This window comes from Streptomyces sp. UH6 (assembly GCF_013421635.1).
Taxonomy (GTDB): Bacteria; Actinomycetota; Actinomycetes; order Streptomycetales; family Streptomycetaceae; genus Streptomyces; species Streptomyces abyssomicinicus.
Genome location: NZ_JACADT010000058.1, coordinates 1 through 13,726, shown reverse-complemented (window position 1 = coordinate 13,726; position 13,726 = coordinate 1). Strand labels below are relative to the sequence as shown.

11 protein-coding genes are annotated in these 13,726 nt (G+C 68.9%); 5 read left to right on the top strand and 6 right to left on the bottom strand.

The window, feature by feature from the left end; genetic code table 11:
- Nucleotides 1–138: 138 nt before the first annotated feature.
- The 4 genes from HW445_RS06375 to HW445_RS06360 all read right to left on the bottom strand — a co-directional run bounded on the left by HW445_RS06375 (nucleotide 139) and on the right by HW445_RS06360 (nucleotide 6,069).
- Complete coding sequence (locus HW445_RS06375) at nucleotides 139–1,791, bottom strand: bifunctional aspartate transaminase/aspartate 4-decarboxylase (RefSeq protein WP_180220042.1); 1,653 nt, start codon at nucleotides 1,789–1,791, stop codon at nucleotides 139–141.
- Between the two features lie 15 nt (nucleotides 1,792–1,806).
- Complete coding sequence (locus HW445_RS06370) at nucleotides 1,807–2,049, bottom strand: hypothetical protein (protein WP_180220041.1); 243 nt, start codon at nucleotides 2,047–2,049, stop codon at nucleotides 1,807–1,809.
- A 76-nt stretch (nucleotides 2,050–2,125) separates the two neighbouring features.
- Complete coding sequence (gene aspT / locus HW445_RS06365) at nucleotides 2,126–3,811, bottom strand: aspartate-alanine antiporter (protein ID WP_180220040.1); 1,686 nt, start codon at nucleotides 3,809–3,811, stop codon at nucleotides 2,126–2,128.
- Nucleotides 3,812–4,710: 899 nt separating this feature from the next.
- A complete protein-coding gene (locus HW445_RS06360; protein ID WP_308798449.1) occupies nucleotides 4,711–6,069 on the bottom strand; it encodes an MFS transporter in 1,359 nt (452 codons plus the stop codon).
- A gap of 335 nt (nucleotides 6,070–6,404) precedes the next feature.
- Between HW445_RS06360 and HW445_RS06355 the strand changes: the two genes are divergently transcribed.
- From HW445_RS06355 to HW445_RS06345, 3 genes are all read left to right on the top strand, one after another.
- Nucleotides 6,405–7,400, top strand: a complete 996-nt coding sequence (locus HW445_RS06355; RefSeq protein ID WP_180220039.1) for a hypothetical protein — start codon at nucleotides 6,405–6,407, stop codon at nucleotides 7,398–7,400.
- A gap of 238 nt (nucleotides 7,401–7,638) precedes the next feature.
- Nucleotides 7,639–8,505: a GNAT family N-acetyltransferase gene (locus HW445_RS33350; protein WP_180220038.1), complete on the top strand. Its 867-nt coding sequence runs from the start codon at nucleotides 7,639–7,641 to the stop codon at nucleotides 8,503–8,505.
- Nucleotides 8,506–8,524: 19 nt separating this feature from the next.
- Nucleotides 8,525–8,980, top strand: a complete 456-nt coding sequence (locus tag HW445_RS06345; protein ID WP_180220037.1) for a DUF5946 family protein — start codon at nucleotides 8,525–8,527, stop codon at nucleotides 8,978–8,980.
- Nucleotides 8,981–9,124: 144 nt separating this feature from the next.
- Here HW445_RS06345 and HW445_RS06340 read toward each other — a convergent pair whose 3' ends face one another.
- Together HW445_RS06340 and HW445_RS06335 are read right to left on the bottom strand one after the other, a co-directional pair.
- Complete coding sequence (locus HW445_RS06340) at nucleotides 9,125–10,510, bottom strand: ParB/RepB/Spo0J family partition protein (protein ID WP_180220036.1); 1,386 nt, start codon at nucleotides 10,508–10,510, stop codon at nucleotides 9,125–9,127.
- Entirely contained in the window at nucleotides 10,507–11,607 is a 1,101-nt protein-coding gene (locus HW445_RS06335) for a ParA family protein (protein WP_180220043.1), read from the bottom strand. Before HW445_RS06335 ends, HW445_RS06340 begins: the two co-directional genes overlap by 4 nt.
- Before the next feature lie 999 nt (nucleotides 11,608–12,606).
- Between HW445_RS06335 and HW445_RS06330 the strand changes: the two genes are divergently transcribed.
- Entirely contained in the window at nucleotides 12,607–13,449 is an 843-nt protein-coding gene (locus HW445_RS06330; RefSeq protein WP_180220035.1) for an HEXXH motif-containing putative peptide modification protein, read from the top strand.
- The coding region (locus tag HW445_RS06325; protein ID WP_180220034.1) for a hypothetical protein at nucleotides 13,446–13,726 on the top strand (281 nt) is incomplete at its 3' end. The genes HW445_RS06330 and HW445_RS06325, both read left to right, overlap by 4 nt.

Below are 13,726 nucleotides of genomic sequence, written 5' to 3'. Positions count from 1 at the left end.
TGGCAGCACGGCATCATCGAAGCCCTCGCCGATGCGAAACTCAAATGCGCATCAGCGTGAGGTCAGAAAGGCTCATGGTTTCGCTGCTGCATTCTGTGGGGTCGGGCAGGATCGGATTGTGCAGCACCAAGCGGTTTCTCACGCGGTGCTGGCCGTTTTCCATTCCTCGACGTACTCGTTGAAGACCCGCCTGAGGTGGTGCCCGATTTTCAGGTAGTCCAGGTCGTCCAGGTTGGCCAGCGAGACCCGCACCGACCACTCGGGGCCGTCGAAGCCACCGCCGTTGAGAAGGACGACCCCGGTCTGCTCGGCCAGTCGGAACAGGGGGTCCACCGGCTCGTAGGTGCTGCGGAGGAAGTCGGCGAACTCCTCCCCGTGCACGCGGCGCGCCTCGGCCATCAGGTCGAGTTCGACGTAGTAGGCCGCCCGCCCTTCGTCGTTCGCGATCGTCACCTGGGCGCCCTCCAGAAGCAGGCCGAGTCGACGGTGCACGATGGCACGGACCCGCTCCTTGTACGCCCGGCCGTCCTCCAGAAGGCCGAAAAGAGAGAAGAGGGTCATCATCACCTGCTGCGGCAGGGAGAGCCCGGCGGTGTGGTTGAGCGCGACCTGCCGCGAGTCCGCGACCATGCGGTCGACGAAGCGCATGTTCTCCGGCTCCAGGGCGAGCGAGGAGTAGCGCCGGTGCAGCCGGTCGCGTTCGTCGGAGGGCAGCGCGGCGATCGTCCGGTCGATGACGTTGTCGTCGTTGAGCCCGATGACCCCGAGCCGCCATCCGGTCGCACCGAAGTGCTTGGAGTAGGAGTACACGAGCAGCGTGTTGTGCGGCAGTTCGGCGGCGACCGACCGGAAACCGGGGACGAAGGTGCCGTAGACGTCGTCGGTCACGATGATCAGGTTCGGGTTGTGGGTGGCGACGATGTCCACGAGTTGCCGCACCACCCGCTCGCTGAGGGCGAGGGAGGGCGGGTTGGAGGGGTTGACCAGGCACAACAGCTTGACGGTCGGGTCCTCCAGCTTCGCGACCTCCTCCGGTGGATAGCGCCACTGCCGCACCCCGGACTCCGCGAACAGCGAGGCCTCGACGCGCACCACGTCGAACTCGTAGGTGTCGAGTTCGGGGATCTCGATGTAGGGCGTGAAGACGGGCACCATCAGCGCGATGCGGTCCCCCTTCTTCAGGAGCCCGTTCTTCAGCAGCGAGTCGAAGATGTAGCACATCGCCGCGGTGCCGCCCTCGGTGGCGAAGAGCCGCAGCTCACCCTCGGGCGGGTGCCCGTCGAACATTTCCTCGTGCAGATAGGCGCGGACGACGTGCTCCGTGTGGGGCAGCATCCGGTCGGGGACCGGGTAGTTGTCGCCGATCGAACTGTCGGTGAGTTCGTGGACGAAGGCGTCCTTGTCGAAGCCGAAACGTCCGAGCGCGTGGTGGACGCACCGGTGGAGGAGCTCGATCCCCGGCAGGCCGGGGTTCTGCCGCACGAAGGCCTCGAAGCGTTCGCCCGCACCGGCCCTTTCGGGCATCCCGCCGAGGTCGTCGGCGGTCCAGACCCGCCTGGACTCGGAGAGGGCGAAGTAGCCGAGCGCGTGGAATGCCTCCCGCGGCCCGGTGGCGGTCCAGTTCGGGTTGCCCCGGCCGGCGTTGAGCATCTGGATCTGTGTCTTGCCCTTCTGACCGAGCCGATCCTCCTGCGCCTCCTGCGCGACCTGGAGGAACTTGTCCTTGAGCTCGAACGGGGAGAGCTGTCCGAAGGAGCGGATCTCCTCGCGGGTGAAGTGGGTCTTGGGCACGGCAGTGTCCTTACGTCAGTGATGGAGGATGACGATGACCGCTCGGCGAGCAGCGCTTTGCCCACGGCGTAGGGACGTGTGGCCGAGTGTGGTCGTCCGCGACCGGGCCTGCTCATGGACAACGAGCGCGTGCATCACCCGTGGAAGTCCGCCTCCGCCCTTACGCATGCTGCGGAAGAGCTGAGGGCGCACCAAGTAGCCGAGAGCGAAGAGGGGAAAGGTGACGAACAGGTCTTCCACGGTGTTCTCGATGCCCACTTCGAGCCGGGCTCCTAGGAGCGGCCCGGCCACCAGGCACCCTGTGACCGTTGCGGTCGAGAAAGTCGATCATCCTTCACCGCGACTGGCTTCCGAGAAGACCGACGAGCAGGGGGCCGGTGAGCGGGAGCAGGAAGTTGGACAGGGCGTAGGTGACGGTGTAGCCGAGCATGGGCACGGAGCTTCCGGCGACCTGTGTGACCGAGGTGATGGCCGGCGTGGAGCACTGCTGGCCCGCGATGGCGCCGATGAGCAGGGGCGGCTCGATCTTCAGCAGGCGGCGGCCGACCAGGAGGGAGAGGGAGGCGGGCACCAGAACCATGGCGATGCCCGCAAAGGGGAGCAGGGCGCCGTACTGCTTGAGCAGGGGCCACGCCTGCGGGCCGGAGGTGAGTCCGGTGCAGGCGATGAAGATGGCCAGGCCCATGTCCTTCAGGGTGGTCGCCGCTTGTGGGGGGAAGGCACCGAAGGTCTGGCTGCGGGAGCGGAACCAGCCGAACAGCAGGCCTGAGACGAGACAGCCCCCGCCCGTGCCGAGAGACAAAGGCACATCCGCGATCGTGATCGCGACCTGGCCGAGGAGCGAGCCGGCAGTGATGCCCGCGCCGAGGTAGACGAAGTCGGTGGCGTCGTTCTTCACGACCGAGCCGATCTTCGCCACCAGGCGCCCGAGCCCGGAGCGGGCGCCCACCAGGGTCAGCACGTCACCGCGGTGGACAACGGTGTCGGGTGTCGCAGGCAGTACCTGGTCCCCGCGCTGCACCTCGGTGACGTACACGCCGTTGCGGCTGAACTCCGGGTGCTCCCGGTTGAGCACGTTCAGGCTTTTGCCGGACGCGGACCTGTCCGTGACCGACACCTGCGCGCTGCTGAGCGGAGTGTCCAGCCCCGGCACACCGGAGGTCTCCGGCCCCAGGACCTCGTCGGCCTCGATGACGTTGGCGCGCCGTCCCACCGCCAGGACGAGGTCGGCGAAGCGCAGCTCGAAGTCGGGCGGCGGTGGTGTGAGTACCCGTCCTCCCCGTTTGACGGCCTCGATCGTGACACGGCGTCCTAGTTGCCGCTCGATCTCGGAGACCGGCCGGCCGACGGCATGGGTGACCCGGAACGTCCTTCCCACCATGCTGGGCAGGGCCTCGCGTTCGTCGGACTCCATGCCCGCGGAGTCGCCGCGCATGCGCTCCCACAGGGTTCGGGACTCGTCCCGGAGATTGATCCGCAGCAGCATCGGCATGAGCTGACTGGTGTAGATCACGACGGTGACGAGCCCGAAGAGGTAGCAGACGGTGTAGGCGGTGGCCACATGCCCCTGGTAGGTGGCGATCTGCTGAGGGGACAGGTCCGGAAGCTTGCCGATCGCCTCGGTCGCGGTGCCGACCACGGCGGATTCGGTGGCCGCCCCCGCAAGGATGCCGGACGCGGTACCGACGTCCAGGTCGAAGATCTTGGCCAGCCCCAGAGCGATGCCGACCACACATACGAGTTCGATGCCGCACAGGGCGAAGAAGCGCAGGCTCTTGCTGTTGAGGTTGCCGAAGAATTGAGGACCCGCCATGTATCCGAGGGCGAAGATGAAGATCGCGAAGAAGACGGTCTTGACGTCGTCCGCGACCTCGACCTTCGTCCAGGCACCGAGCAGGAGCGAGACGATCAGCGTTCCGCAGATCCCGCCGAGAGTGATGGGACCGACCCGCACCTTGCCCACCAGGTAACCGGCGGCCAGGCAGAGGAATACCGCGAGTTCGGGATGGTCTTTGATCACTCCCGCACTCCCTGAATCTGATTAAACCCCACATTTCCCTTCGTGTAGCGCATTACTGGACATTAACAGCGATTGACCAATCAATGCCGCACATCACGATGGGTGGCGATGGCGCGGCAATGGACCGCACCGCAGGGTGCGAACGCTGATGGGGCCCCGGCCGGCAGCGTGGGGTGGGGGCACCACAAAGCGATCGCCGGAGCTGTCACCCCAGCCGTCGGCCGCGCCGATCGGGGGCGCAGTGGCGCTTCTGTCGGCGGCGAGGGCGCAACGATTCGAGTGCTGGTGGAAGCCGGGGCCGATCCCGATCTGGTGAACGGTCGTGGAGTGAGCCGTGAGCCCGCGGTCGCTGACGGACCGGATCGCCAACTGTGACGTTGTTGTTCACCTGCCGGGCGGCGAAGGCATCGCTCCCTAGGCCCTACTGCTGTTCAGGCAGGCTGGGTTCATAAGAGATTCCGTCGCGGAGCATCGCGAACAACGTGGGTGCTCCGGGGTATGTCTCGATACCCGCTGCCACAACAGTCAGCGCCGTTTGCAGCTCAGGCCGACGGGACTTGTTGTCCGCGGACAACAAGCAGGCCGCACCAGAGCCAGGCACCCACTCCCGCACAGCGGGGGACTGGGCTGGGCGGGCGTGATCCCCGCCGACGCAGTTGAGGACCGGGCTACTGCCGTTCGGCTGGCGGTGCTGGCCGGTACTCCGGGTTCGGCAGGGCGAGCCGGTCGGCGACCACGCGCGGGCGGGTCGACCTCCATGCTGAGTTCCGCGGCGGCTGAGGCGTGCTTGGACTCGTCGAGGCGAAGGGCGAGTCACGTCCGGGACAGCGCAGAACTCGCAGGAAGGGGACGCCGCTCAGCAGCAGCGGCAGGGCGGCTGCTGCTGCCGCCGTCGTGCTTCACGGCAGGCCGGCCTCTGAGGCAGCGTGGACGCCACCGCCGCTCGCAGTGCCCGGGGCATGCGCAGGGAGGCGTCGGATGGCCGGTACGCAGAGAAGCGCCAGAGTGGCTGGGACCGCGATGACCGTCATCGCGTACAGAGTGGGCCGCACGCCGAACGATTCAGACACCGGGCCGGCGAGCGCCAGGCCGAGCGGCATCAGTCCGGATGACAGCAGGTGGTCGTAGGAGCTCACGCGGGACAGGGCATTCTCAGGCACGTGCGTCTGCAGCGCCGTCTCCCACAGGACGAAGAAGAGGGAAACAGCGACGCCGGTGACCGCTTCGAGCACCGCGATCACGACGAGTGATGCACCGGATCCGATGATGATCGCCTGACAGGAAGCCACAGCCAGCGCCGCAGCGGCCAGGGCCATGGGCCGCGCGATCTTGAGCCGGTAGGCGCATACATCGCCGACGATGGCCCCGACCCCGAAGGCGGCCACCACCACCGACCAGCTTGCCGCACCGCCCCACTCACGCTCGGCCAGCACGGGTCCCAGTACAAAGACCGACGGCAGCACGACGACGTGGTAAACCGCCATGGCGGCCAGGCCGGACAACACCCACGTCCGGCTGCGCACCTGAACCCAGCCGATGCGCAGCTCCGCGAGGAAGGTCCCGCCGGCAGCGCCCCGCACTGTCTCGGATGCCGTCTCGCGAGGCTTCAGCCGGGCCAGGAACGCGGCACTGATGGCGAAGGTCAGGGCGTCCAGGGCCAGGGCGCCGCCGGGACCGGCCAGTGCGACCAGTCCACCGGCCACGGCCGGACCGAGCACCAGCCCGGACGACTGGACGAACCCGCGCAGCGCATTGGCCTCACGCAGCCGTTCCGGCCCGACCACCAGCGGCATCAGTCCTGTGGAAGCGGGCATGAAGAACGCGTCCGCCGTGCCGAACAGGATCATCAGCAGGGCCAGATGCGGAACCTCGGCAACGCCGGTCAGTAGCAGTGCAGCGATGAGCCCCTGCACGGCGAACCGCACCATGTCGGAGACCAGCATGATGCGATGCCGCCGAAAGCGGTCCGCCCATACCCCGCCCACCAGGGTGAACAGCAGCATGGGGACCAGCGCGGCGGCCGTCACCAATCCGACGTCCGAGGCAGACCCACCCACCGAGAGCACGGCGAAAGGCACGGCCACGAACGACACACGGTCGCCCAGCACCGACAGAGACTGCCCGATGAAGAGGCGGGCGAACTGCGGTTCATCACGCAGCACGCCTGGGATCAAGGATTTCATGCGGGAGCCGTTCAGCGACAGGAAGGCACGATTGGGCAGCGCTCGATCGTAGGGAGGACCGTTCTCGTCGGTCACCTGAATTTCCCTCCGGCCCGCTTGACCTGCGGATCCGCAGATCTACTGCCGCAGCCATCAAGCCTGAACGCGTGGATAAGAGGCAGGGACGCAGACGGCTTGTTGTCCGCGGACAACAAACACGGCCAGGTCGTGGTGAGGACGCCGGAGGTTCCCCGCCCCGCAGGGGACGCGTTCTCCAGTGAGGCTGCTTCGGAGGCACGGCAGGTTGTTGTCCGCGGACAACAAGGGCGCTCACCGGTCATGTCCGGTTACCCGCTGCCACGACGTGTCCTTGGGGGAAGGGGCGCGGTAACCGTTCGCGTGATCTGCTCCCGGCCCCGTACGGTCCGCCCATGACCAGGACGACGCCGGCCAGACCGGTCGCGGTGGAGGCCGTGTTCCCGGAGCTGGCGGCTTTCCGTGGACGGACGACCCGCCTGCACCCGCGGCCGGGGAAGCCAGGGCGGCATGACAGCCATGTGGGCGGGCCGCTGCTGTGGCCCGGCGACGAGCCGTGGCCGGTCTGTCGTGAGCCGCATGAGCCCGAGACCGAGGGGTACGCACCGCAGGAGATCCGCGCCGCCCGTGCTGCGGGCGCGTGGCCCCGGAGCCGCCCATGGCCCGGTGCCGACAGCCGGGGGGAGGGCGAACCGACCCCCTTCATGGGGCTCGCCCAGTTCTTCCGCCGGGACGTCCCTGGCCTGGCCGCCGGTCCCGGCGGCGCTGATCTGGTGCAGCTCTTCCGTTGCCCACGCGTCCACGGCCCGCACCTCGAGCGCCGATACCTTCTGCGGTGGAGGCCGGCCGCGCAGACGGAGCGAGCTGACCGCTTCCTTGCTGCCGCGCCTGAAGTGCCGTTGCTCCGGTGGGAGGACGAACTTCCCGAGCCCTGTGTCGTGCACCCCGAGGAGGTGGACACCTATCCGTGGGCGGAGGACGACACGCTGCCTGCGGATCTGATCGCCGGCATCGATGCCTGGGACGACGCCCAGACGGCGGAAGGCGGCCGCTACGCGCCGAACTACCAGGGCGCTCTCTCGATCCCGCCCGGCTGGCGGGTCGGCGGGTTCCCCAGCTGGGCGTCCACGGGCCCGATGAACATTGTCTGCGCGTCCTGCAGGGCTGAGATGCGGCTTCTGCTGACGGCCGGGGGAGAGGAGATGGACCCCGACTCGCACAGCTGGGTGCCGACGGAAGACCGCGATCCATCCCTGCAGGGGATGGCGTCAATCCGGGGCGGGCAGTCCGTCGCCAGGCCCACCCGGCTCCGCTTCGGCCGTGACCGAGACCTGCACGTCTTCACCTGCCCCACCGACCCGGGACACCCGCCCCGATGGGTGCTCTCCTGATCTGTTCCAACAGCGACGGTGCCGGCGGCGCGGACCGCTGCGAACAGCCGGCACTGTTCCTGCCCTCGACCACCTGCCGGTGATCCCGCCACCTGCCGCACCGGCCGTTGCAGAGCGGCAGGTGCGGCCGCAGCCGTTCTCACTCGGCATCCGTCAGATCACCCCGCTCCTTGCCGGCGGGGGGCCGCTGGGTCAGTGACCTTGGCATGGTCGCTCCAACGCCTTCTACACTGCGCGCGTGATCAATGACCTTCCTGCGGGACTGAGGGCCCGACACCCTGCTGCCGCCGATCACCCGCGGGTGCTGGCCGTGCTGGACAGGTGGTGGGGCGGACTCAAGGGTGAGGCAGGGGCGATCGAGCGCGCGCTGTTGCTTCCCCGCCTGTACTTTCAGCACTTCACCACCACCAGCTTTCTCGTCGAGCGCTCCGACGGGGAGCTCAGCGCGTTCCTCGTCGGCTTCATGTCGCAGTCCGAGCCGGAGGTCGCCTATGTGCATTTCGTCGGCGTCGACCCGGCGCTGCACGGGCAAGGACTCGGGCGCGCCCTCTACCGTGCCTTCTTCGCGCTCGTGCGGGCGCACGGCCGCCGGTATGTGCACTGCATCACCAGCCCGGAGAACACCGTCTCTCAGGCATTCCACACCCGGCTCGGGTTCACGGCCGCACCCACCCAGCCGGATTACGACGGCCCCGGACTCGACCGTGTGGCCTTCACCGTCGACCTGGGCCCGTACCCGACCCGCCCGGCGCGTCGGCTCCGGGTGCTGGACGAGATCCTGGCCCTCGAACACCACCCCGAGCTACACGAACCGCGCGGCGACGACTGGCTTGCCCTGGTGCGAGCGCCGGAAGGCCTGACGGTGATCCGTTCCGCGGATAGCTCGACATCTTCGACCGATCACTGGATCGCCCTGTATGACGCCGATCCGAACCACGGACTCGACGAGCCGGGCCTGCTGGCCGCCGTCCTCACGCCATTGGCCCGCGCCGAGATTCCGGTGTTCAGCGCCTCGACCTACCACGCAGACCTGGTGCTTGTCCCCGCACAGCGCCAAGACCAAGCGCTGGCCGCGCTGTGCTCGGCCGGGTACGAGATCAGCTGACTCGGGAGCCTACTCGCCCATGGAACCTTGCGCGGAGTGCGGTGCGCCGATGAACCCGCGGTCTTGTGACGAGCTGTTCCACGCCTTGCTCGCATTGGACCATTCACGGCAGGCACCGTGGGGGCCGCTGCACGGCGTCTCAGTCGCTTGCTTCCTGCTCCAACACCCCAGTCGGCTCCCCTCCGATGATGGCGCGATGGCTTGGGCGCTCTTGCGCGCCTACCTCGACGGCGGCCTTGACGAAGTGGACCAGCTCGTTGGTCAAGCTCGTCGTGGCAACTCCCATCGTGTGCAGAGCCCGCCTTCCCGAGTCGCCCGGGACGCGGCGCTGCCGCACCGGAGCGCGCCGCGATCTGGTTACTCCGTCACGATCGAAGACGTCGCCGTCGACGGGACATTTCCTGCCGCGGAGTTCACGGAACGGGTCGAGGCTTGGGCCACCGCGACGGTCGACGCGTGGAGCCGCGGCACGTGATCGAAAGCCCTTGGACGCCTGGTGGCGACGGCTCGAGTCGACGCCACCCATCGATCGCGCGCCGCGGCCCCGGCGTCGTAGAACGAACCCCCTGTCTCCTGGAGGAGGCAGGGGGCTCGTGGGCAGGGCGGACGGTGGCCAGGGCTATGCCGACGGCTTCTCTTCGAGGTCCAGGTCGGCGAGGAGGGACCGGTACTCCTCCGGGTGTTCCGCCTGGAGAATCCGCATCCAGAGCCGGCCGCCCTGGACGAAGACCGGCTTCTCCATCTTCCGGTGCAGGTGCTGGATGACGTAGGGAGCGTCGTCGTACGGGAGGCGCTTCGGCTGGGTGCTCTCCGGCAGGGAAGAAGCGGCCGGCACCTCAGGGGCGGCCGGGGTGGTGCCCTCGACGGCCGTGGCCGGGGCCACGGTCGGTGCCGGAGGTGCGGTCGGTTTGTTGTCCGCGGACAACGAACCCGGCGTGCTTATGGGTGCGGGAGACGGTGCCGGAGCCGGCGCAGGGACCGGAGCGAAGGCGGACGGCTCCTCCGGCCGCGTCTGTCGCGTCGTCCCGGCCGACGGCTCGTTGTCCGCGGACAACGAACCCGCCCCGACCGTCACGGGCTCCGCCGCGGGCTCGGCGGACTCGGACGCGGATACGGGCGACGGCTCCTGGTGCGGCACCGTGGGCACCGGCTTGTTGTCCGCGGACAACGACGCCGACATGTTGTCCGCGGACAACAAACCGTTGGCAGCTGCCTCCCGCACCGCGGCCAGAGCGGCCCGCTCCTCCTCCTTCGCCCGCGCGGCCGCCTCCTTGGTCCGCTGCAGGTGCTCCAGCAGAGCGGCCGAGTCCATGTCCGGGTTCTCCCGAAGGTGGCGGACCAGCGCCCGCCCGTCCCGCTCCGGCAGTCCGCCGGAGCTGAGCATCTGCTGGAGCTCCTCCGGCAGTTCCAGGAGAGCGAGCTGGTTCGTCACCCAGGAGCGGTCCCTGCCGAGCTGCTCAGCGGCACGGGCACGTGCGTCCCGCTCCCCCGACTGCTCGGCACAGATGGCGACCAGCTGCTCGACGCCCCGAGCCCGTTCGATGACGTCGAAGTCCTCGCGGTCGAGGTTCTCCTTGAGGAGATGGTTGACGAACTGTTCGCGCGACGAGGCCAGGTCGTCCCGTACGACGAAGTCCAGGGCATCGAGCCCCACATAACTGCCGGCCCGGTAGCGGCGCTCGCCGTTGACCAGGACGTGCAGCGCGTCGCCGATCCGCTCCTTGTGATCGGGCCACAGCGCCAGGTACGCGTCGCGGGTGACCGCCACGCACGCCGCGAGCTGGGCGTTGCGCAGCTCCTCGCCGAAACGGGTCAGCTCTGCGTCGCCGCCGAAGTTGCGGCGGGGATTGAGGGGTGTGGGCGACACTTCCTCGAGCCGCAGACGGACGAGTTCGTAGGCGGGCACATCGCCCTGGACTATCGCCTTGGCCCGTCCACGGGCACTGCGTCCCCGCGCCTTCCCGAAGGACGACCCTGTGCCGAGCCTGTCCGCGATCCCACTCATGCGCTGATCCTCCGTGCCTCGGTTCGCATCACTTCTGCCTGCTCGCCGTACGGCGTGTGCACCAGGAGCGGCTTCTTCACACGGACGGCCTCACGCTGGTCCTTCAGCTCGGGCACGACCGCCAGCACGGGCGGCTCCCCGATCTTGTTCCACTCCTCGAGCGAGGAGGTCGCGACGAATCCCTTGCGGCTGTCGTACATGTTGACGACGAAGCCGAGCATCGCGATCTCGAGGTCCAGGTCCTCGGTGAGGTCCTGGACCTGCTCGTAGAGCATGTCGTACGCGTCCGCGGAGGAGTCCTCGGCCAGGACGGGGATGACGATCCCCGACGTGCTCGGCTCCTCGCCCTCCCGCGTGCGGCAGTAGTAGAGCGCCGTGTCCATGGAGTAGCCCAGGCTCGGCGGGCAGTCGACGATGATGTAGTCGAAGTCCTGCTCCAGCGGCTCCAGCGCCTTCTCCAGCGCCGTCTCCTTGACCCGGACCGCGCGGGTCGTCGCCAGCCGGGCGTCCAGCAGGAACGCGTCCTTGCACGCCGGCAGCAGCCAGAGGTGGTCCTCGAAGTCCCCGCCCTTTATCGGGACGAGGAGCTCGCTCAGGTCTCCCCGGGCCTCGCTCAGCATGTGCTTGGCGAGGCTCGCCTCGTCGATGTCGAGCATGGGGTGGGCGAGCTGCTTGGTGAGGTGGCCCTGCGGGTCGAAGTCGATGAGCAGCGTGCGGTGTCCGGTCTCGGCGAGGGCCTGGGCGACGCCTGCCGACACCGACGTCTTGCCCACACCGCCCTTCTGGTTGCCGAAGATGATGCGGCGGGCACCGGTCACCCGGGGCTGCTTCGGCCTGGGGGAGGGGTTGCCGTCCAGCCAGAGACGAATCGCCTGGGCGATGCCCTGGTTGTACGAGATGCCCCGGGACTTGCAGTCCTGCTTGAAGCTCTCGTACAGCCCGGCCGACAGATACGAGGTGCCGCCGCTCGTGTCCACCGGGACGGCAGGCTTCTTCGCCTTCCGCCACGCCGCGACACCTTCAGCGACGGCGTCCTGAATGTCTTTGTCCAGTTCCGCCGCACGGACCTTCAGCTCTTTGCGAAGGTCGGTGGGCAGCTTGGCTACTACCTTTTCCCGATCACCCGGGCGGTTCGAGGCGGTCGTGGCGCTACCTTACTAGCTTCGATGCGCGAAATGGGGCAAGGGAGGCGGCGTGGTGGGTCGTTGTCCGCGGACAACAAGCGGAGGCGACGCGGGACGCGTTGTTGTCCGCCGACAACAAACAGCGGCCGCCGGGACGCGGTGGCCTGGCGGAACGACCCGCGCAGCGCGGCACGCATCCTGGAACGCGCTCTGACCCGGACAGAGCGTCCCGCCGCCCGGTCGTTGCTCAGCCTGCGACTCGCGCGCTCAGCTCCAGCCCGCTGCTCCGCCGTCAGGAAGCCAGCTGTCTCGGGGACTCAAAGCGATCAGTACGGTGACTATCAGGACACCTTCGTCCGGCGAAACGGGTGGACGCGTGCCATCACGGCACCCGAAGCGACTTCCACCCCTGCACCCCTGTCACATCCCCCACTTGTAGCTGTGCCTTCCGGACGAACTTCGTCAAGTTTTCTCCATGGTGGCGCGAGAAGCAGAAGCTTTCGACGGTGACGGATTTGCGGCGGCTCCCCGCACCCCCGTTCTTCGACGTCGTGTCCGCTGGGTAGTCCCTTGGCCGACCGGCGGCGAGAGCCGTCCGTCCATCACGGATGAACCCATCGAAGGAGTGGATCCCATGGAGCAGCCGGAGATCGAGCAGGTCACCGAAGAACTGCCCGAGTTCGGCCTGATGGTCGACATCGGCGACGACGACTGAGGCACTCGATCCGTCCACCTAGCAGCACCAGGGTGCGTGGCGGTTCGTCCGCCACGCACCTTCCACCCCCGAACCCTGCCGGAGGCCGGAACGTGCTTGTGACCCCTGACGCCGTGGCCGCCCGCCGGGCCGAGGACGCCCTCTGGCACGCCACCGAAGCGGTGTTGGGCAGGACGGGGGCCGGCGGGTACGTGCCGCCTCCGCGTCATCCTGCCCGTAAGGCCGCCGCCCACCGGGCGGGCGCGGAACCTCTGCCCGTGACCACACCACTGGAGCGCACGGCCTCGACCGGCGGGGATCCGGCAGCCGTTCCCCCGCCCCGTAAGGCCGCCGGCCGCTGGGCCGTCGACCTCGCCGTCCCGGCACCCCACCTCGCCGCGGCAGTCGGGCGGGCACTCGCCTCGATCCCGCAGAAACTGGCGACGACGACGGGCATCGAGGGACAGGGCGCCGCCGTCCGGGGCTGGGAGCCCGGGCAGGCCGCCGTACTGGCCGAGACCGCCGAGCGGCTGGACCAGGTGTGGCCGGCGATGCTGGCCGAACTGCGGGAGAGCGTGAGCCAGATCGTCCTGCTGGACGGGCGGGCCATCGACGGATTCACCGACTTCACCACGCACGGTGCCGTGTTCGTCAACACGGCCCGGCTGTCCGCAGGACGCGACGGTCTGCCCGGCTGGGTCCGGCTGGCCGACGCCCTGGTCCACGAAGGCACCCACACCCGTTGCAACGCCGCCGCCTTCAGCACCCCGTTCCTCGTGTCCGCCACCGATGCCGCGCCCTCCGTCATGACCCCGCTGCGGCCGGATCCCCGGCCGTTGACCGGGCTTTTCCAGCAGACGGTCGTGCTGGTCCGCCAGACGGTCCTGTACCGGCTGTTCCACCAGCGTGCGCCGTTGTCGGATTCCCAGCAGGCGGCGGTGGCCGCCCGCCGGACCCGGCTGCTGGAGAAGGCGTTCCAGGGCGTCGACACGCTCGGCCGCCACCGCGCCGCTCTCACTCCTGCCGGCGAAGCCGTGTACGCCCGGGCGGCCGGACTACTGGAGGAAGAGGCCGCGCGGGAAGAGGCGCGTACGGCGCGGCTGCAGGGAGGCCGTGCGTGAGCGTCTCCACACCGACGGCCTGGGCTCCCGAGGTCTTCGCTCCGTGGCCGCACACCCCGGGCGCGCTGCTGGCCCGCGTCGCCGCCCGGTCGAAGTCCTTCAACCCGACCGGCGCCGCCGGTGGTGCTCCCGTCCTGATCGGCAGCGCTGCGGGCGACACCGCGTCCGACGTCGGACGGCGCGCCCGCGGCGAACTGATGGAACGCATGGGCAACGTGCTGGCCGGACGGGCCGCGGAAGCCGAGGCCGAAGCGGGGCCCTCACGGAGCCTGACTGC